Here is an 18,124-nt window from a genome sequence, read left to right as displayed (position 1 = left end):
AACATGATAGAAAGACACTATTCACTCCATAATTCATTGAATATCACCTTAAAAGATAAGAGAGATTATCTTTCACGACAGGTTAGTTTGTTCGAAAAAGATTATGATTATTTCTCTACATCTAAGACGTTTGATACACCGGATTTAGTCATAGAACTTGGAAAATTTACCCCTCAAATCGATTGCAATCTTGTTGAAAATGACATATATAAAGTCAAAGATGATTACCTGTTTGGGAGTTTTAAATATAAAATCGCAAAATATCAGTTTGAGTTATCCAATTTCAACAAGTCAGATAAAGAGAAGCCAATCTTACTTCGGATTCAACCCAATTTTTTTGGAAATCGGGTTATTCATGAGCAGGTCATCGATTACATTGTTTATTTTATGTTAAATCAACGAGGGATCTGTTCGTTACATGCCTCTGGCGTATGCAAGAACGATCATTCAATACTGTTTACCGGGCCTGGCGGTGCGGGAAAAACATCTTTTTCGCTGTCGTGCCTGAAAGAGGGATTCAAATTCTTAGGGGACGATCGAATACTCATTCATAATGGTTACACCTTCGAATTTCCCGAGTGCCCAGGATTTAAACAGGGGAACATACAATATATATCAGATATAATCAGCAGAAAAAACCGGATGGGGCTTTCTCTCAATCGGTTCCTTGAAACTGTGACTCTCGGATATATTGGAGGTTTTGTCTATCTTAAGTCCAGAGATGTATTCCCACAATATATCGGGAGAAAATCTCGACTGAAAACCATTATATGTATTCAACCGAGTTACAAATATGAAATAACCCCGATTGACACAGAAAAGGTCATTGATCACTTTTATACAAACCAGCTTTTTGAAAACAGGCGGTTCCTCAGGCATGTATATAATTATTCCACGATCTATCCTTCCAATGAACTGGAAAAGGATCTTGATCGGTATGCCCAGAACTTACAGGCAAACATTCCAAAGGACATTGAAGCCTATGAGATCAGGTTACGCCCGGAAGACTATCAGAGGGTTCACAAGTGGCTGAAAGAGACGATTCTGGATACGCTTTAGAGGTGATCGCATGAGAAAGAGAATTGTCAAAAATTACAATATCCATGATATCCTGACATTCCAGATAGTATGTGACGACGGGAACGACTATCTCCCAGATTTCAACTTCCCTTTTTCATATTTTGAGGTTGAATCAGTGCAAGATCCCGATATTATTTTGAATGTTGGTCCTTTCAAGCCGAATAATAGTGAATGTGATATTGTCTTCAGAAAATATCATATTAAAAAAGACTACATCTACTGCAGAGAGCAGGAAGGCCTGGCAAAATGGCAGGTTGAAATCAACGGTATTGAAACTGAAGAAATAATCATCAATTTTTGTTGGATACATAAGTCCCTACGAGGAGTTGTAGCTCCCAACAACTTCTCTCAGGTTGTTTATCTTGAATCTCTCATAGATTATATATTGGCAAAAAAAGGCTACTGCCTTCTGCATGTAGCAGCTGTCTGTAATGATGAAAACGAAGCGCTTTTATTTTCTGGAAGAAGTGGATCATCAAAAACATCTGCTATCGCATATAGCATCAACAACTTGGAATATTCATATCTTGGGGACGATAAGATCATAATAAAAAATGGAATCGCGTATAGTTTTCTGAGATATTTTGGTTTATTTAATCACCTACTTGTTAGTGATTATTCAAAAGAGCACGGTACATTTATCGAGAAAATAAAGGCTGCAGTATTCATTATGAAAAGATCTCATAAACTAATGAGTAAATTTAATATTGCGGAACAAGGAGAAATAAGATCGATTAGTTTGGTAGATAAAGTTCAGGGCTCGATTTCTGATCTAACTAAAGTCTCAGATCATTATGATGCTACAACATGCTCATTAATAAATAACAACCTTGCCGAAAGCTTATGCAATCTAAACAATACCTCCGATTTGGATATACCAAATTATTTTTTTGATATGATGTGTGCCTATTCATATATATTCCACAACAGAAGTAGTTTTAATTTCCCAGAAACTAATGATATTATAAAAGAATCTATCCCAAAAATCGTTGAAATATTTAAAATAGTCAATCTAAAAGCTAACTTTAGAACGTATTTCAGTGAGCTCCAAAAAGAGCATTGCTACTCAAGGCGATAGGCACTGGAAATGACTAACGTATGAGAGGACAATAGGGTTAAGTGGGTAGGATGCGGATATTGTATATTCTCCCCTACGATTGGGGAGGCATGCCCCAGTATACAGCGGAGATAGCGAATGCAGTCGCTGAGAATGCTGATGTAACAGTTGTTGGCAGCAACAACATCCCTGCAGACTATTTCTCAAAAAAGATAACGATAATAAAACTATTTGATCATCTGGACTTCTCCATGAACCATTTAAGAAAAGTAATCTCTTTTCAGAACCTATTTGCTCTCATTTCATTCAGGAGAATCAAAACTATCGGAAAAATAGATCCAGATATTATTCATATCACAACACCTCTTATACCGCCACTTGCCTTCTTTCTTTTCATCAATAGAATTGATAGAAAATACCCTATAGTATATACAAAACATGGGCTCTATTCGAATTCTGGACTCTTTAAGAAAATATTTGAAGAGTATGTCCTGAACTTTTCTGAACAGTTCCTATCGTTCAAAAAAATTATTGTGCACACCCTAAATGACAGGGAAGAACTACTGGCAGCACGACATCTGGAGAAAAAAAATGTTGTAGTAATCCCCCATGGCACGTACGATTTCTTTACCCATTACAAAAAAGAAATTCCTGAAGAAAAGGATACAGTTCTTTTTTTTGGGAATATCCGAGAATACAAGGGATTAGACATACTTCTCAGTGCAGTTCCAACAATTGTCAAACAGATTCCAAGTCTTAAAGTGATCATCGCCGGAGAGGGAGATCTTTCACCGTATCACTCCTTAATGGAGGTCTGCGACAGATCAACACTTGAGGTCCACAATGAGTTCATACCTGACGACCTTGTCGCCTCCCTCTTCCAGCGCTCAGCTCTTGTGGTACTGCCCTATACAGAGATGAGTGGGATGAGTGGGGTACTCAATGTTGCCTATGCATTTGGAAAACCCGTTATTGTAAGCGATGTCGGCGGGCTTGACGAAGCAGTTGAACATGGCAAGACAGGGCTGCTTGTGCCTCCAGGTGATCCTCTGGCATTAGCAGATGCGATCATCCGGTTGTTGGCAGATCCTAATTTGAGAACTATGATGGAAACGAACGTGAGAAAGAAAGCGGAGGAGTTATCCTGGGAAAGTGTTGCAAAGAAGACGATGAGAATTTATCGGGAAGTCTCAATAAGGATTACTTAATTGTCAATTTATGCTTTGAGTGGAGGTTGTGAGAGATTCACAATCTTTAGAGCAAATATGGGTTTATCTTTATTGAGGGAAAAAGATGGACGATCCAATTAATTCTGTATCTAGGATATCATTTCTAGGAGATAATCAATTCTCTGAATTCATTAGAGAAGTACTTCCAGGAGATCCATCTCAACATGCAATTGTTATCTTGATATCATATTTCTTAAAATCTGAAGGGGCCAGTAGAGTTGCCGAATTTCAGGCCCGAGAATTGTCAAAACGTGGTTACTCCGTCATCGTCTATACGTTTGAATCGGATATCGATCCGATAGGATATAATGTTAGAATTATTGATTCCTGGGTCCAGAAATATGCTTCGAGGTTAAACGTTCTCTACCGCGCATTATTTCCGTTTAACCTTTGGAAAGCATTGAAAATAAGTTTAGATCTCAAAAAAAGCAGTTTGATCATTGTTCACCAAGAAACTTTAGTGATTGTAGCGTACTTTGCTAAATTATTCTATCACACTCAGGTAATTTACTGGCATCACCACATTGCCGAATCTCGTTTCTTACCTTTGAAGGTACGGCTCTATAAAGTGGCCATCTCACCTTTTAATTGGAAAAAAATTAAAAAATTCGATCAGGTAGTTTCTATAAGCAATCATTCGAAGGCTATACTCCAGCATGAAAAGGGTATCGAAAGCATAGTAATATATGATGAAATTGATTCCAGTCGGTTTAATAGAAACAATGTAGATGAAGAACCTATCCGGACAAAATATCATATCGGATCAGACGATCCTGTGATCCTCTTTGTTGGGAGGATCGTTCCTACAAAAAATATTCATTCTTTGATAGTGGCCTTCAAAATTGTAAAAATCTGTCTTCCCAATGTTAAACTCATTGTCGTTGGCAAAAGTTACGATAATCAATATTCAGAAGACTTAGCAAGGGCATGTGATCTTAGTGTCATTTTTGCTGGCTTTGTGTCTGATGAAGAATTACCATACTACTACGCTGCCTGCGATGTCTATGCAACATGTTCTTTGGTGGAGGGTTTTAACATGCCTTTAGTTGAAGCTCAAGCCTGTGGGAAACCTGTTGTTGCATTTGATATTGGGCCACATAGAGAAGTGATTAAAAACGGTTTTTTAGTTGACGAGGGAGATATTGTTGAATTTGGCAATGCCATAATAAAAATATTCTCTACAAATATGATCCCATGAAACCTGTGTAGAATATAATCTATTTATGACATCAGTTAATATGCGGTCATTTCTATCTCTTCGTTGGAGTATAACTTATTTGTTACATCCATAATCCTTTTTTTCCCCGAACTAAAATTTCTTCGATTAGAGAGGGTAAATATTGGTTCATTCAAATCCTTTGGAAGGTATGCCCGATTTTTTACGTGGTTCTCATAACTCACGTGCCCCCAGAAAAAAATGGCAGAGTAAATGAAATAATCTGAACTATCTATTGAAACGAAATAAGAATTTTCTGGAGCATAATTATGGACCCATGTCCCTGCGTATTTATATTCCTGCATCTCAGGCAAATCATTGTTACACCAATAATAATTATTTTGATCCAAACTTTTAAAATAATAATCTGGGATATAATGTCCACCAAAAAAAGTCAATGTTACAATACCAGCTGTAACAATGCATAGTATTGCGGTTATTAATTTTTGATTTTTCAATGCTCTGAGCCAAAGATTTCGTAGTCGGAATAAGGTTAAAGCCGCAAAAATACCTATTAAAACTTCGTAAAAAGCAACTATTCGACCTACTTCAAGATAAACTAATGTATTCCCCAAAATACCCAAAAATACTAATGTTGCACATATGATCCCTAATATTATCTCATCCGTTTTATTTTTTCGTATTGCATAAAGAATGGAGGTAAATCCCAGAAGGAGTAAGACATACCGGATACCATGGATGATATTCGTTGGAAAAGGGACGATTTTTCCTCCTTTCCCACTGGTAATTAGAGAAGCGTGATATGGGTCTGCACTAAGAATCATATCTATATACTGTTCGATATTCTTGGGATAAACAAACAGATGATAACTTATAACGAGAATAAACGATATAAAAAAAAAGAGATTAGTGGGATTATTTATTTTTATTATGTTTAACCGAGAATTTGAAAATGTTTGATTAAACACTGAAATGAGATTTACAAAACAAAAAAACACTCCTAGAATGAATAAAATAAAGAGAGACGAAAAATAATGGGAAAATGCGCAGGCAAAAGTGAATATAATTGCAAGTATTTTGTACCTGGACTGATTTTTACATCTGCAAGTTGCCAGCAATGAAATGAGTAAAAATACAAACATTATATATGCATAGCCTTGGTAGTGATATTCGGACTGATAAAAGATCACATGTGAAGCAAGAGATGAAATTAACCCTGATAATAGAGCCACTCCATAATTTTTAGAGAGATAATATGCCAACACAAATATCGCTAAAAAAAAGATCATACCAAGGAGAGGCTCCTGATATTCAAAAAGCCACAGATAATTAATTCCAGCAACTCTGGATAGTGACTCGGTAATAATTAACATTGAGGGCCACTTAATTAAGCCCGCAATTACAGTTCCCCAGTAACTATACATAGGTTCCAGAGTTCCAAATGTGTGGATGTTAAGGAATGCCGCTAAAAAGGCATACGGATCCCACAATGGAGGATACGAAGATCGCAGAGATCGGACGCTCCTCGCAAAAAAACAAATCAAGAGGCACTGGGGTAGAAAAAAGAATAATTGATTAGAATATTTTATCATAAATGAACCGATGACCAGAGAGAGAAGTAAAGAGAATATCAGTGTTACAATAAATAAATCACTAAAGAGAGGATTTATTAGAGTGGGAAAAAATTTAAAATAGAATGCAATAACTGCAATTAAAATCCAAGATAAAATTGACAGGCAAAAGAAAAATCTTCTTTGTGAAATATTATCTCTGTTGGACATGGTAATACTTCTTCAATTTTAGTTCACAAACACAAGGAACAAGTTCCTCTTTTCATTTTGATGTGATCTATCTCGCTGTATCATAAATACTTCCATGTTATCGGAATCCGTCTAATAATCCTTTTAGGACAAATCGACACCTTTCAAGATCTCGGTAGAACAGAAGTGACGCAAAAATCTTGGATATCGACAAATATCCAAATAGATACATGCTATACATTGTTTTATCTAATGTTGATCCATTTTTCATTATAAATCGAGATCTATTTCTCGTGCAATAGTATTCTATTACTGGATTTGATTTAGGTTTGCTAGATGCGGCGACTTTATGCCATATCTCTGCTTTTGGGGCATACACTAATCTTAATCCTGCCTTATGAACCCGCATACACCAGTCTGTTTCTTCCCAATATAAAAAATAAGTTGGATCAAGGAGACCTATGGATTCTAAAATTTCCCGTCGTGTAAGAAGGCAAGATCCTTCAACATAGTCAACATCAGCGATACCATCGTGTTGTCCTCGATCAATTTCATTCAAACCGATATGGATGGACTTTCCTTTCCACATTACAAGCCTTCCGCCTGCAAAGTTGATCACGTCGGTTCGCCCATGATGATCGTAATAGTATGTTTTTGGTCCGACAAATCCTATTCTTCTATCGGACTCTGCAACATTTACCAATTCGTTAAGAAATCTCTTATCAACAACAGTATCATTGTTTAATAGAAGAACGTATTTGGGATTTAGCGTTTTTAGGGCATATCTAATAGCAATATTGTTTCCTTCAGCAAAGCCGTAATTTTTCCCATTTTTTATTATTATGAGTTTTTTCCAGGATGGGAGATCGTTAATCTCCCCCTCTTTCCCACTACCCGCCTCAGTTTCTTCACGCGTGTATTCAATATAACAGAATGGCTTGTTCTCTCCCGAGTATTTAAAAAATTTTGATGTTACTTCTAACTTCCCCTCAGCGTACTCCTTGATTTTCTCTATTGATTCATTCTCAGAACCGTTGTCTGCAACAATAACATCGTAATTTGGATACGTAATCTGATAGACTGACTCCAGACACTCTATCGTATCCTTCCATCCATTCCAGTTCAGAATGATGATCGAGACGCGGGGGGCTGTTTCCATACCATTCTTTCTATTGCACACCATCAGACATCTTCCTTCCGTTTTATTATCTCTCTGAACATGCTCCACAGTTGCTCCGTCTCCCTGCGGAGGCAAACGGCGGTGATCCCGGCAAAGAGTACAGCATAGATACAAAACCCAATGACCCATGTTTCAGACACTGCATAGGCACCAAGGAAGGCGCCGATATACGCACTGATCACGAGCGCCCACCTGACAATCTCTTTCAGCGGCACTTCGACGAGGTGCCGGAGCGCTGCTTCATTGAGGAGGTACCAGAGGCTGAAACTGACAACCGCTGTGGCAGCCACTGCCGTGAGCGTACCGAAGAGGAACACGGCAAGGAGGTTGAGGACAATCGCCCCGATGAGGGAGACTCCCGCAAGAACAAAGTATGCACGTTGTTTCCGGTAGACTTTGAAGAAGTTGGCATGGAGGATATTGATCTGCCCGCTGAACCCGACCGTGCAGAGGAGGATCGCCATCAGGGAAAGGCTATCAGCATAGTGAGGGAGGTAGTACCTGATCCAGACGGAGAAGGGGAAATAGACCGCGAGCACCGCCGCCCAGAAGATCACAAGAACAGGCCTGAGGAGAGTGTACGCCTTTGTCCTGGTTTCGCCGCTCGAACCTGCGAGATAGGGGAAAAAGACCTGCGCCACCGCCTGAAGAAAGACTGTGGCGAGGCCGCACATGGTCATGGCAAAGGCGTAGATGGCAAACTGGGTGATGGGGAAGAACGATCCGACGGTCACGCGGTCGATTGTCGTGAAGATAAGTGCGATAAAGTCACCCAGCAGAATAAAAATTCCGATCCCGATGTTTTCTTTACCATACTGGAAAAGAGAGACTCTGCAGATATTATGGTGAAAAAGGCTGCCCCGCAGGTAGAAGACAAACACTATTGCTACAATAAGTCCGGCGGCCATGGTCGCAAGGATCAATAGAAGATAACTGAAATAACCACCAAGGAAGAGTAGCAGAATGAGTATAAGAAATAATAACCCCTTTCCAATATTGGCATTGGTAATAAGTTTGAAGTTTCTTGTTGTCTGAGCAATAATAATAAAAAATGTGATCAGATTAACAATGATGGCATTAGCCAGCACAGTGAAAGCGATCTCTTTTGATGGTATATCGATCAATCCTGCAATCAACATGAGGATGCCGACAATGACTCCCTGTTCCAGAAGGATGAACCTGAAGGCCATGGGGATTTCGTCTTTGAGATCTTCAAAGTTTTTTCCTGCCCATCGAATAAGAATGCCATTGAGGAATCCGAGATGGAGGATACCCACATAAGTCGCGCAGAGGAGGAAGAGTTGCCAGTAGCCATAGTCTACTGTGGAGAGATATTTCGGGATGATCAGGCTCTGGAAAAATCCAAAGATCAGGAGAACGGCCTGTCCAAAGGAATAGATCAGGACATCACTACTGAAAGATTTGAGGTTAAAATTGCTACTGTCCTTGGCGTGAAGATCCACGTGCTTACTCCTTTGGTTCTTTGAAAGTATGAATTATATAACGATAAAAAGCACTACTGAAAAATTATGTCATCCTCTTTGCACAGACAATATATTGGATCGTGAAAAATGAAGAACTAGGCAGTCTGTGACGACTTATAAAATGGCCCAGCATTTTGTCTACAATATTCATTGGAAAACTAAGATTTGATCTTATTTTCGATATATCCAGGTTAGACCTCTCGAACATGTTGATTATTTCTCTCTTTGTAAAAAATCTCAAGTGAGTCCGGTCTAAGATGCCTGAATCTTTGTATTCAAATTTATCTCGGACTAATAAATCGAACAGTACAGTATAATTTTTTATGTTGGGGATGCTTGCAACAATCATTCCATTCTTTTTAAGATACCGCGTGTATTTTTTCAAAATCTTTTCTGGTTCAATTAAATGTTCTAAGACATCCCCGAATATGATATAATCAAAAAATTCTTCTGGAAATGATGGATCTATCTGTTCGATATCTCCAACAATCACTTTGTTGATATCTTTGATATGTCCTTGTACGATCTCTTCATTCATTTCCAAACCATATATCTCCTGGGCTTTATGGATCTCTTTTAATTTTATCAGGGTATTCCCTGCGCCACACCCAACTTCCAGTACTTTATGATTCCCTTCTGGTATTAGGTCGATTATATCCCATCGAATATTCGAATAGTAAATATTACTCTTTTCATTGTACATATCCTCTTTTGTCATCTCTTTTCTCCTTCATTTTTAAATTTCAGTAATTTTTATCCTCGAATAACCTAATTTACTTTTTCATCTCTCATATGTTTTTTAACCATTTGACTCGCCCTCAACAAACTATCAAACGTCCCGGCATCGCTCCAGAACCCGCGGAGCACCGAGAAACCCATCTCACCCTGCCCGATATAGGCGTTGTTCACGTCGGTGATCTCAAGCTCGCCCCGGCCCGAGGGCTTGAGCGTCTTGATGACGTCGAAGACCCGGTGGTCGTAGAGGTACAACCCCGTGACAGCGAGGTTCGACTTCGGCTTCTCCGGCTTCTCCTCGATAGAGACGATCCTGTCGCCCGCTACCTCGGCGACCCCGAAGCGGTGGGCGTCCAGCACCTCCTTCAGGAAGACCCGCGCCCCACCCTCGAAGGATTCGACGGCATCCCTCACCGAGTCCTCGAAGATGTTGTCGCCGAGGATGACGGCGAGGTCGTCGCCGTTGGACCAGCGCTTCGCAAGCCCGAGGGCCTGGGCGATGCCGCCGGCCCCTTCCTGGATCTCGTAGGAGAGTCTCACACCCATATCTGAACCGGAGCCCAGCAGTTCGAGGAAGTGGCCGACATGCCCCCGTCCGGAGACGATGAGGATGTCGTCGATCCCGGCGTCCATCAGGGTCTGGAGGGGGTAGCAGATCATCGGCTTGTCATAGACGGGCAGCAGGTGCTTGTTTGTCACCTTGGTGAGGGGGTAGAGGCGGGAACCCGTCCCGCCGGCAAGAATGACTCCTTTCATGATCGATCACGTCTCTCTATAAGATAGTCGGCAAGAGCCTCCCTCCAGTGCCTGAGAGGGGGGGTCTTCGTGTTCACGAGCACGGAGTACGCGGGCCGCTTTGCCTTGCGGGGGAACTCTGCGCTCGAACAGGGGACGGCGTTGTCGATGAAGGCGCTGGCAAACTCGTACCAGGAGCAGACGCCGTCGTTGGTGATATGGTAGATGCCGGGGGGGCACCCGACGATCTCCGCCGTCTTCTCTGCGAGGTCTCGCGTGTACGTGGGCTTGCCCACCTGGTCGTCCACCACCCGCACCTGATCCATCCTCTGCGAGAGGCCGAGGATCGTGTCGACGAAGTTCTTCCCGTGGAGGCCGAAGAGCCAGGAGGTGCGGATGATCCGGTAGTCGTCCATGCACCGCGCGATCTCCTCCTCGCCACGGAGCTTCGACGCCCCGTAGACATTGATAGGGTTCGTTTTGTCTGATTCTACATACGACGTCTTCGCGCCGTCGAAGACATAGTCGGTACTGTAGTGGACGAGAATCGCACCGACCTCCTGGCAGGCGGCGGCGATGTGGCCAGGCGCCTCGCCGTTGACGGCAAAGGCGAGGTCCCGTTTCTCCTCGCAGCCGTCCACGTCGGTGTAGGCGGCGGCGTTGATGACGAGGGCGGGCCTCACCCTCCGGATGTACCTCTCCACCGCGGCCTCGTCGGTGATGTCGAGGTCCTGGTGGCCGCAGAGCGTGGCCGCAGGGAAGGCCGCCTGCAGGTCGTGCCCGAGCATCCCGTAGGCCCCGATGATCAGGACCTTCAGTGGAGTAATGGCCGCCACCACCATTCATTCTCCACGTACCACCTGACCGTCGCCTTCAGCGCCGTCTCGAAGTCATACTCCGGCTCCCAGCCGAGGGCCCTGAGTTTTGTGTAGTCCAGCGAGTACCTGAGGTCGTGCCCTTTCCGGTCCGGAACATGCTCGATGTACGACTCGTCCTTCCCGAGGAGGTCGAGGATCCTGTGGGTGATCTCAAGGTTCGTCTTCTCCTCGCCGCCGCCGATGTTGTAGACCTCGCCGGGTTCGCCGTGCTCCAGAACGAAGTCGATCGCGCGGCAGTGGTCGAGGACATAGAGCCAGTCGCGGATGTTTTTGCCGGTGCCGTAGACAGGCACCTTCTTCCCCTGCAGGAGGTTGGTCACGAAGAGGGGGATCAGTTTCTCAGGGAACTGGTACGGCCCGTAGTTGTTGGTGCACCGGGTGACGATCACCGGAAGGCCGTGGGTGATGAAATAGGAGCGTGCCAGGAGGTCTGACCCGGCCTTGCTGGAGGAGTACGGGCTTGAAGGGTTCAGGTTGTCTGTCTCCCTGAAGGAGCCGTCGACCGTGCTCCCGTACACCTCGTCGGTGGAGATGTGGACGAACCGCTCGACCCCGTGCATATGCGCCGCGTGGAGGAGGGTGTGCGTGCCGAGCACATTGGTCCTGACAAAAGCCGAGCCGTCCGCGATCGAGCGGTCGACATGGCTCTCCGCGGCAAAGTGGACGACGGTGTCGATGGCGTGCTCCCGCATCACCGCAGAGACGAGGGAGGCGTCGCAGATGTCGCCCTTCACAAAGGTGTACCTGGGATCGTCCTGGATGTCCTGCAGGTTCGCCTGGTTCCCGGCATAGGTCAGGACATCCAGGTTGACGATATCGAGGTCCGGGTGCCGGGCGAGCATATGGCGGATGAAGTTGCTGCCGATGAACCCGGAGCCGCCGGTGACGAGGAGGTGCTGCATGGTGTACTCCCCCTTATCCGTGCTTGAGGCCGGGGGTCAGGCCCCAGTCGTACGGGATATCGGGAGTGTCAGGGGGCAGACGGAACTCGTCCGGCTCCTTGTAGTTGTACGGGAGGGTCGGGATGCTGACGAAGAATGCCGTCTCGGTGCCGATCCCCTTGAAGCCGTGGTAGACGCCAGGCGGGACGCTGATCAGGACCGGGTTCTTCTCCCCGACAAAGAGTTCCATGAGCGCCCCAGAGGTGGGCGAGTCCTTGCGGGCGTCAAAGAGCGCCACCTTCATCATGCCGTGGACGCAGGTGAAGTTGTCGGTCTGTTTCTTGTGATAGTGCCAGGCCTTGACGACGCCGGGGTACGCCGTCGTGCAGTAGACCTGCCCGAACTGCTCGAAGATCTCGTCGTCGCAGCGGAGGATCTCCATCAACCAGCCGCGCTCATCGGGAATGACCTTGAGCATCTTGATCCGTACGCCTTCGATCTGTGCCGGTTTCATCGGCATATGATTATTCTTCATGTGTATCAATCCTTCCTATTTTTTCCCATCGCAAATCAGTAGAAATCATTTTATTCAGTTTCTTTTGGAAGTGCAGTCGCCATAGATCTGGATTTCAGGTTCATTCAGAAAGATCAAATTTTTCCTCTCCGTCACCAGGTCATAGATCGGCTGTTCTGGGTGGATGACAGGAGTTTGCGGTACATCCCCGGCTGAAACCGACCTGAGCGCCGGCAGCGTTCCGTACCGCGCATTCCTCACCCATCCCTCTCCCTCCATCTCATAGTACGCCGCCCCATGCCTCTCCTCATAGAACCCGTACTCACTTTCAAACCGCGTCGAGACGAGGTTTGCCATCACCACGGTCTCCAAGCCACCCTGCGTGGCGCTCTGACTTTCAAACCGCGTCGAGACGAGGTTTGCCATCACCAGCACCTCCTCCCCCGCGTTGATCGTCACGTGCCCATACCCCGGCGGCACCAGCACGACGTCCCCCGCGCGCGCCGTCACTGCCACCACGTCGGAGAGGTCCTTTATCTGGAGGAGGTAGTGCGCCTCGCCGGCGAGCACCTGGTAGACCTCGGGGTAGCCGACACCGGCCTCATTCTCAGGATGATAGTGGCCCTTCGTCTTGACGTACTCGCCGCCGAGGGTCGCTGGCGGGATCACGGTGAGGTCGAACCTGATGCCCTGCTCATAGAGCCAGGTGCGGTCCTCCGGGGTGAGGGCGAGGTCGCGGTACATGAAGTACAGGGGGCCGTCGCAGGGGGCCGCGGGGTCGGCGAGCACACAGCGCATCTCGTCGGCGGTCCGCACCGCGGGGACGGGGAGGGGGCCGGGCCAGAGGTCTGCCAGGGGGGTGGTCATGGACCTGCCCTCGCTGATCGGTCTTCCCGGTGGTGTGGTGCCCGAACCGCCTGCAAGGATGATCGTCTTCATGGTGGGGGTGCTCCGGATGAATGTGCGAAAATTCACGTTTTATTTTGCGGCAATGGTTTAAGTGGATTTCTCTTTGCCCCTCCTGCCGATCTCCATGAAGGGTGGTTATTTCCGGGCACACCCGCTGAAAAAGCCCTGAATCTCTGGTAACCCCGGAATGGGGCGCACGGACCCCCTCCCCCACCGACAAAATACGCCCGTATCATCCCCGGGTCCGGGAGTCGCCCCTCCAATCCCGGCCCGTACCGCCGGGATCCGCCGATCCCGGCCCTGCAGGCAGCGTTCGAGAAACCCACGAAATACCGGGCGCTCTCCCGCCCCCCTGGCGGCCAGTATGATTGGGAGTAATTCGAACGCCTTCAACCCCTCGCATGCGGCCGGGGAGGGGAAGGGAGTGCAGGCGGAGATCGGGTCATTACGGTGAGCGTTTCCGGGTTTGAGTGGAGATATGCGCCGGTATCTCTCCACGTGGAAAAAGGCACGCTCGGGGCTGATGGGATCAGGTGGGTTTTCCCCATGTGAACCATGTGCCGGGCAACAATGCATTTACGCGAAAAACAGGCAAAACCCCGGCAACTACCTGCCGTCCTGCACCTCCCGTCAGATTTATGATTGCATACATACTATGCACTACAAGGAGGCACCGGTCATGCTGGTTACATTTGATAGCTATTTTGACGGTGCGTTCTGGTGTGCCCGGGGCATGGGTGTGGACATCTTCACGCAGGGCACGACACTTGACGAACTCATGCATAATGTCAAAGATGCCGTAGAACTCCACTTTGAAGAGACTATCGATGCCGGAGAGCAGATCACGGTTGTATCCCTGACAGAACTTCAGGTCGGTCCAGAGAGCACTGGCAAAGGATCGTCAGGCGTTACTGTTCATCCTTATGATACAGATCCAGAAAGACCAGCAGATCCCTCTGCTGATCATAGCAGTATGATAACCGGAATGGGGGGATATATACCTCCCTCGTCTGCTTTCTGCCGTACCTCATCGGCTTTCCGATCGCCGGATCATTGACGATCCTGATGATCTGCTGCTTCACCCGGTTCTTCGTCGTGCGATCACGGATCTTTTTGATCGTTTTCTTGAAGGACGCATCGTAGGCAACGGTCACCATGATTCAAGATCGTTGATAAAATCGACATCGCTCTTTCTGGTGAATGTACCTTTTTTAAACTCCTTAAATGCCTTTTCTGTTCTCTCTGCAAAGATAATGTCTTCTTTTAGCTCCGGCTCCAGTTCATCAAGGGGTTTTACGATAAAACGGCCGCCCTCCCTGATGATGAGCAGGTGTGTCCCCTCGACAAGATCTTTCCTCATAGATGCCGGAATGACGATCTGCCCCTTCGAACTCAGTCTGGTGATGCCAATGTCCATGGGTGTCCCGTAAGATGTATCTTACCTGATCCCATATGGCTCTTTGCATGGTGCCGACCGAACGCCCCCGCCCCTCGGCCCTTCCCTCAGGCATCGCAGATGTCGAGCAACGCATGGATCAGGGGTTTTTGTGCCGGGATCTCGTGGGTGATGACGTCCCAGACGCTTCTCCCACCCAGATAGGCATGGATCAGGCGGTCCCTCATCCCTGCCATTGCTTTCCAGGGAACCTCGGGGTGCGCCTCCCTGAAAGGCGGGGGGAGGTTCTTTGCCGCCTCGCCGATCAACTCCGGAGAACCGATCGTTTGAGCACCTCGTCGTGGACGAGGTCATCGAAGGTGATAGCGCCGCATTGCTCCTCCAGGAAAGCCATCTCCTCTGCACTATGGCGGAGGAAGACCTCTTCACGCCTCACACCAGATCACAAGCGCCTTCGATTGTCGGGCGGAGGTAGGGATCGATCCCGCCTGTGGTGACCAGGTCGACCCTCCGGCCGAAGAGGTCTTCCAGGTACGCGATCAGGGCCATGAAGTTCTGGAATGTCGCCTTCCCAATCGCGAATTCGACGAGGATGTCGATATCGCTCGCCGGGGTATTCTCCCCCCGGGCGACGGAGCCGAAGATCCCGATCCGCTCCACGCCGAAGTGCTTCCTGATCCAGGCCGTTCGCTCCTGCAATCGCCTGAGGTCATCGGTCTGGAGGTGAGCGGTCATATTGAATCGAGTGGATCTGGGGTATTATAGGGGCCCGTGCTTTGTGTACCTCCGGTCCGGGGGCGGTGCGCAAAACCCGTCACCAGGCCTGGATGAACCAGCATCCCTGCCAGGGCGGTTGCCGCCGGCAGACCGCAGGCGGAATGTTGGAGGGGGCTCAGGCGACCAATCGCCGAGAGGTGGATCAGTGGGGAGGAGTTACTGGCCGCCCGCGGCATAAGCTTTTGTCCTGATCGAGGTCCTCATCGGCATAGTGCCGCGGGATCTTCCATGCGCCAGGCAATTGTCTCCCCCTCCCACCGTTTCACCCCTGCAAGAGCACATGCCTTCCCCGACGAAAGAATGTCGCGCGGGTAGAGCGCCAGGGGCAGGCCCCTGCAGCCTGGATGGCATCGGGAGGAAGGCGGAGCGCCCGGACGATATCGTGAGGCACCATGATCGTGACGTCTGACATACCGTACGATAGGGATGGGACGGAGATCATAGAATAGTGGTGCTGGTGCTGAATGCCCCTCTCTGGTGAGGGGGATGGATTGGGTTGAATACGCCCGTATCGTCCCCGGATCCGGGGGTCGCCCGGCCAATCCCTGCCCATTCCGCCGAGATCCGCCGGTCCCGGCCCGGCAGGCGGCGTTCGAGAAACCCACGAAATACCGCCCCCTCTCCTGCCCTGCCGGCGGCCCGTATGCGTGAGGGTAATGCCCTCCCGTCCCCGTCCCGGGAGAGGGCGGTGACGGGAAGGGTATGCGGGCGGATATCTGCTCCAATCTGGCCTGTATGTGTGCTTTCACGCCTATCTGGGGTGTTTCCGGCCGGACCGGAGGGGTCGCTCCCTTCAGGGCCGACCTGCCGGGGGGTATTACATTCCCGCCCGGGAGGACCGTTCCCCTTGCAGAGGAACACCATCAGGCCCGGGACTCATCCTGCCTGAAGGATCTCAATGAGCCCGGTGGTGACCGACGTAATGGCCTGGTCGTTGAGATGAGCGGCCCGATACGGAACAGGGTTGCTGCTGGCGTGGGGAGAGGTTGTCTGGTCTATCTCCTCTGTATTTATCTGAGAATTATACGTCTGGGTCTATGCCCTGACCTCGCACATGCACTCCCCCCTCCATCGCGGGTCGGAGATGGACCGTGACCAGAACGCGGCGATCACTCTGCAGGATTGGGGCTGCAATCTCAGGGGTACGAAGGCCGTACAGGGAAACTTTCCCCTCATCCCCGTATGCCGCCGACGAGAAGGAGAGGAGCGCGCTCACCTGTTTCTGCCCCGGAAAGTACCTCCGGCCCTCACCCGACCGTCGAGGCGATGACATCTCCGGCACACGCCTCCACCCTCTGCCGCTCCTCCTCCGGGCAGAAGAGATAGAAGGTCGTCCTTGGCTTGCCCGTATAGGTGAGGGTCGAGAAGGAGTCGATGTCCTTGACCTTCCCGTCGCTCCTCTCGATCAGAATGGGGAATTTGTCCTCCTCGAAGAGGACGGACGCCGACTTGAAGAGCGAGTTCTCGTTCTTCACGACGTCGGCGATGATGAGGTCGGGGTCGCACCCGCACTCCTCCGCGACTGCCGTCTCGATCGTCTGCGCCATAGCAGGCGTGAACTTCGTCCCGAGATGGTACCTGAGGCGTGTGTCCTCCTCCTGGGAGACATAGGACTCATACCCTCTCTTGAGGAGGTCCCTCCTCTCCAGCCTCCTGACAAGGTCAGCGGCCGTACTCTCCGGTTTCGAAAGCACCTGGGAGAGGAGGCGAGCATCGTCGAGGGCGAGATAGTGCTGCAAAAAAGAACTGCCACTCATCTGGATCCTCTCTGCGTCCACGACCTTATCCCGGATCGCGACGGTGACCGCCCGCTGGAGCATCCCGTTTGCCAGGACATTCGTGTGGTGATAGTAGACCTGAGCATACATCAGGAAGCGGGCGAGCCGGAAACTCTCGACGGCGTCGATACCCTTCTCATGGATAGTGAGGTCCTCGCGCTGCCTGCTCGCGGTCTTCCTGAGGGTGTAGAGGACGCGTTCAAGGTCGAAGTTCCCGTAGGTCACCCCGGCGTGGTAGGAGTCCCGCCTGAGATAGTCCATCTTATCGGCATCGATGTTCCCGGAGATGATCTGGTGGAGGATACCATTCTGGTCCTCGGAGAGGAGGGTGATGACCTCGTCTGTTCTCTCGCTAAGGACAGAGACGATCCCCTCGTCCTCTCCGATGAGGCGGCGGGTGATATCTTCGTGTGTGGCCTCCGGCCCGTTGATCTGTTTCAGGGGCGCCTCAAAGACGTGGGAGAAGGGGCCGTGACCGATGTCGTGGAGGAGGGCGGCGGAGCGGAGGTTTATGAGGTCATCATCGCCGACCCGCAGCTGCCTCGCCATCAGGG

20 protein-coding genes are annotated in these 18,124 nt (G+C 48.4%); 5 read left to right on the top strand and 15 right to left on the bottom strand.

Annotated features, from left to right (window positions below):
• The first annotated feature begins 3 nt into the window (after positions 1 to 3).
• The 4 genes from MEFOE_RS11890 (at position 4) to MEFOE_RS13520 (ending at position 4,564) form a co-directional block, all read left to right on the top strand.
• Positions 4 to 1,059, top strand: coding sequence for a phosphoenolpyruvate carboxykinase (ATP) (locus tag MEFOE_RS11890; protein ID WP_153015968.1), 1,056 nt, complete (start codon positions 4 to 6; stop codon positions 1,057 to 1,059).
• A 10-nt stretch (positions 1,060 to 1,069) separates the two neighbouring features.
• Complete coding sequence (locus MEFOE_RS13855) at positions 1,070 to 2,158, top strand: hypothetical protein (protein WP_153015967.1); 1,089 nt, start codon at positions 1,070 to 1,072, stop codon at positions 2,156 to 2,158.
• An 89-nt stretch (positions 2,159 to 2,247) separates the two neighbouring features.
• Positions 2,248 to 3,345 carry a glycosyltransferase family 4 protein gene (locus MEFOE_RS11880; RefSeq protein ID WP_067052364.1) on the top strand — a complete coding sequence of 366 codons (1,098 nt, stop codon included), beginning with the start codon at positions 2,248 to 2,250 and terminating at the stop codon, positions 3,343 to 3,345.
• Positions 3,346 to 3,430: 85 nt separating this feature from the next.
• On the top strand, positions 3,431 to 4,564 hold the full coding sequence (locus tag MEFOE_RS13520; protein ID WP_083523461.1) for a glycosyltransferase family 4 protein: 1,134 nt from the start codon (positions 3,431 to 3,433) through the stop codon (positions 4,562 to 4,564).
• A 35-nt stretch (positions 4,565 to 4,599) separates the two neighbouring features.
• Here MEFOE_RS13520 and MEFOE_RS13850 read toward each other — a convergent pair whose 3' ends face one another.
• From MEFOE_RS13850 to MEFOE_RS14575, 3 genes are all read right to left on the bottom strand, one after another.
• Positions 4,600 to 5,967 (bottom strand): hypothetical protein, encoded by a 1,368-nt coding sequence (locus MEFOE_RS13850; RefSeq protein ID WP_153015965.1) that lies wholly within the window; start codon positions 5,965 to 5,967, stop codon positions 4,600 to 4,602.
• A 454-nt stretch (positions 5,968 to 6,421) separates the two neighbouring features.
• A complete protein-coding gene (locus MEFOE_RS13515; protein ID WP_201785198.1) occupies positions 6,422 to 7,531 on the bottom strand; it encodes a glycosyltransferase family 2 protein in 1,110 nt (369 codons plus the stop codon).
• Positions 7,486 to 8,391: a lipopolysaccharide biosynthesis protein gene (locus MEFOE_RS14575; RefSeq protein WP_235809633.1), complete on the bottom strand. Its 906-nt coding sequence runs from the start codon at positions 8,389 to 8,391 to the stop codon at positions 7,486 to 7,488. Before MEFOE_RS14575 ends, MEFOE_RS13515 begins: the two co-directional genes overlap by 46 nt.
• 354 nt (positions 8,392 to 8,745) lie before the next feature.
• Here MEFOE_RS14575 and MEFOE_RS14570 point away from each other — a divergent pair, with 354 nt between their 5' ends.
• Positions 8,746 to 8,970: a hypothetical protein gene (locus MEFOE_RS14570; protein ID WP_235809632.1), complete on the top strand. Its 225-nt coding sequence runs from the start codon at positions 8,746 to 8,748 to the stop codon at positions 8,968 to 8,970.
• Positions 8,971 to 9,010: 40 nt separating this feature from the next.
• Here MEFOE_RS14570 and MEFOE_RS11865 read toward each other — a convergent pair whose 3' ends face one another.
• From MEFOE_RS11865 to MEFOE_RS11815, 12 genes are all read right to left on the bottom strand, one after another.
• The gene (locus MEFOE_RS11865; protein ID WP_067052358.1) at positions 9,011 to 9,685 is read right to left on the bottom strand and encodes a class I SAM-dependent methyltransferase; all 675 of its coding nucleotides are present in this window, start codon (positions 9,683 to 9,685) and stop codon (positions 9,011 to 9,013) included.
• Between the two features lie 50 nt (positions 9,686 to 9,735).
• On the bottom strand, positions 9,736 to 10,458 hold the full coding sequence (locus MEFOE_RS11860; RefSeq protein WP_067052356.1) for a sugar phosphate nucleotidyltransferase: 723 nt from the start codon (positions 10,456 to 10,458) through the stop codon (positions 9,736 to 9,738).
• The gene (rfbD, locus tag MEFOE_RS11855; RefSeq protein ID WP_067052354.1) at positions 10,455 to 11,279 is read right to left on the bottom strand and encodes a dTDP-4-dehydrorhamnose reductase; all 825 of its coding nucleotides are present in this window, start codon (positions 11,277 to 11,279) and stop codon (positions 10,455 to 10,457) included. The genes MEFOE_RS11860 and rfbD overlap by 4 nt, the downstream gene beginning before the upstream one ends.
• The gene (gene rfbB / locus MEFOE_RS11850) at positions 11,252 to 12,217 is read right to left on the bottom strand and encodes a dTDP-glucose 4,6-dehydratase (protein WP_067052352.1); all 966 of its coding nucleotides are present in this window, start codon (positions 12,215 to 12,217) and stop codon (positions 11,252 to 11,254) included. The genes rfbD and rfbB overlap by 28 nt, the downstream gene beginning before the upstream one ends.
• 13 nt (positions 12,218 to 12,230) lie before the next feature.
• Positions 12,231 to 12,716, bottom strand: coding sequence for a dTDP-4-dehydrorhamnose 3,5-epimerase family protein (locus MEFOE_RS11845; protein ID WP_235809631.1), 486 nt, complete (start codon positions 12,714 to 12,716; stop codon positions 12,231 to 12,233).
• A 69-nt stretch (positions 12,717 to 12,785) separates the two neighbouring features.
• Positions 12,786 to 13,649 carry a glucose-6-phosphate isomerase family protein gene (locus tag MEFOE_RS11840; protein ID WP_394326512.1) on the bottom strand — a complete coding sequence of 288 codons (864 nt, stop codon included), beginning with the start codon at positions 13,647 to 13,649 and terminating at the stop codon, positions 12,786 to 12,788.
• A gap of 878 nt (positions 13,650 to 14,527) precedes the next feature.
• Complete coding sequence (locus MEFOE_RS14560) at positions 14,528 to 14,776, bottom strand: type II toxin-antitoxin system RelE family toxin (protein WP_004038206.1); 249 nt, start codon at positions 14,774 to 14,776, stop codon at positions 14,528 to 14,530.
• Positions 14,770 to 15,036, bottom strand: coding sequence for an AbrB/MazE/SpoVT family DNA-binding domain-containing protein (locus MEFOE_RS11830; protein WP_004038208.1), 267 nt, complete (start codon positions 15,034 to 15,036; stop codon positions 14,770 to 14,772). Before MEFOE_RS11830 ends, MEFOE_RS14560 begins: the two co-directional genes overlap by 7 nt.
• Positions 15,037 to 15,122: 86 nt before the next feature.
• Positions 15,123 to 15,323: a HepT-like ribonuclease domain-containing protein gene (locus MEFOE_RS14555; RefSeq protein WP_235809630.1), complete on the bottom strand. Its 201-nt coding sequence runs from the start codon at positions 15,321 to 15,323 to the stop codon at positions 15,123 to 15,125.
• Entirely contained in the window at positions 15,320 to 15,451 is a 132-nt protein-coding gene (locus MEFOE_RS14650) for a ribonuclease HepT family protein (RefSeq protein ID WP_268872625.1), read from the bottom strand. Before MEFOE_RS14650 ends, MEFOE_RS14555 begins: the two co-directional genes overlap by 4 nt.
• Positions 15,448 to 15,750, bottom strand: a complete 303-nt coding sequence (locus MEFOE_RS11820) for a nucleotidyltransferase family protein (protein WP_067052341.1) — start codon at positions 15,748 to 15,750, stop codon at positions 15,448 to 15,450. The genes MEFOE_RS14650 and MEFOE_RS11820 overlap by 4 nt, the downstream gene beginning before the upstream one ends.
• 1,289 nt (positions 15,751 to 17,039) lie before the next feature.
• Positions 17,040 to 18,119 (bottom strand): HD domain-containing protein, encoded by a 1,080-nt coding sequence (locus MEFOE_RS11815; protein WP_067052339.1) that lies wholly within the window; start codon positions 18,117 to 18,119, stop codon positions 17,040 to 17,042.
• Positions 18,120 to 18,124: the final 5 nt, after the last annotated feature.

Origin of the sequence: Methanofollis ethanolicus (assembly GCF_001571385.1) — an archaeon.
Classification (GTDB): Archaea; Halobacteriota; Methanomicrobia; order Methanomicrobiales; family Methanofollaceae; genus Methanofollis; species Methanofollis ethanolicus.
This window is presented reverse-complemented; position numbering and strand designations above follow the sequence as displayed.

Excerpts from the sequence above, each read along its gene's own strand:
- MEFOE_RS11830 (WP_004038208.1), bottom strand. The coding sequence starts at position 15,036 with ATGGACATTGGCATCACCAGACTGAGTTCGAAGGGGCAGATCGTCATT.
- MEFOE_RS11865 (WP_067052358.1), bottom strand. The coding sequence starts at position 9,685 with ATGACAAAAGAGGATATGTACAATGAAAAGAGTAATATTTACTATTCG.
- MEFOE_RS11880 (WP_067052364.1), top strand. The coding sequence starts at position 2,248 with ATGCCCCAGTATACAGCGGAGATAGCGAATGCAGTCGCTGAGAATGCT.
- MEFOE_RS11815 (WP_067052339.1), bottom strand. The coding sequence starts at position 18,119 with ATGGCGAGGCAGCTGCGGGTCGGCGATGATGACCTCATAAACCTCCGC.
- MEFOE_RS14570 (WP_235809632.1), top strand. The coding sequence starts at position 8,746 with ATGGAGGATACCCACATAAGTCGCGCAGAGGAGGAAGAGTTGCCAGTA.
- MEFOE_RS11840 (WP_394326512.1), bottom strand. The coding sequence starts at position 13,649 with ATGAAGACGATCATCCTTGCAGGCGGTTCGGGCACCACACCACCGGGA.
- rfbD (WP_067052354.1), bottom strand. The coding sequence starts at position 11,279 with ATGGTGGTGGCGGCCATTACTCCACTGAAGGTCCTGATCATCGGGGCC.
- rfbB (WP_067052352.1), bottom strand. The coding sequence starts at position 12,217 with ATGCAGCACCTCCTCGTCACCGGCGGCTCCGGGTTCATCGGCAGCAAC.
- MEFOE_RS14575 (WP_235809633.1), bottom strand. The coding sequence starts at position 8,391 with ATGGCCGCCGGACTTATTGTAGCAATAGTGTTTGTCTTCTACCTGCGG.
- MEFOE_RS11820 (WP_067052341.1), bottom strand. The coding sequence starts at position 15,750 with ATGACCGCTCACCTCCAGACCGATGACCTCAGGCGATTGCAGGAGCGA.
- MEFOE_RS11845 (WP_235809631.1), bottom strand. The coding sequence starts at position 12,716 with ATGCCGATGAAACCGGCACAGATCGAAGGCGTACGGATCAAGATGCTC.
- MEFOE_RS13520 (WP_083523461.1), top strand. The coding sequence starts at position 3,431 with ATGGACGATCCAATTAATTCTGTATCTAGGATATCATTTCTAGGAGAT.
- MEFOE_RS11860 (WP_067052356.1), bottom strand. The coding sequence starts at position 10,458 with ATGAAAGGAGTCATTCTTGCCGGCGGGACGGGTTCCCGCCTCTACCCC.
- MEFOE_RS13855 (WP_153015967.1), top strand. The coding sequence starts at position 1,070 with ATGAGAAAGAGAATTGTCAAAAATTACAATATCCATGATATCCTGACA.
- MEFOE_RS14560 (WP_004038206.1), bottom strand. The coding sequence starts at position 14,776 with ATGGTGACCGTTGCCTACGATGCGTCCTTCAAGAAAACGATCAAAAAG.
- MEFOE_RS11890 (WP_153015968.1), top strand. The coding sequence starts at position 4 with ATGATAGAAAGACACTATTCACTCCATAATTCATTGAATATCACCTTA.
- MEFOE_RS13850 (WP_153015965.1), bottom strand. The coding sequence starts at position 5,967 with ATGTATAGTTACTGGGGAACTGTAATTGCGGGCTTAATTAAGTGGCCC.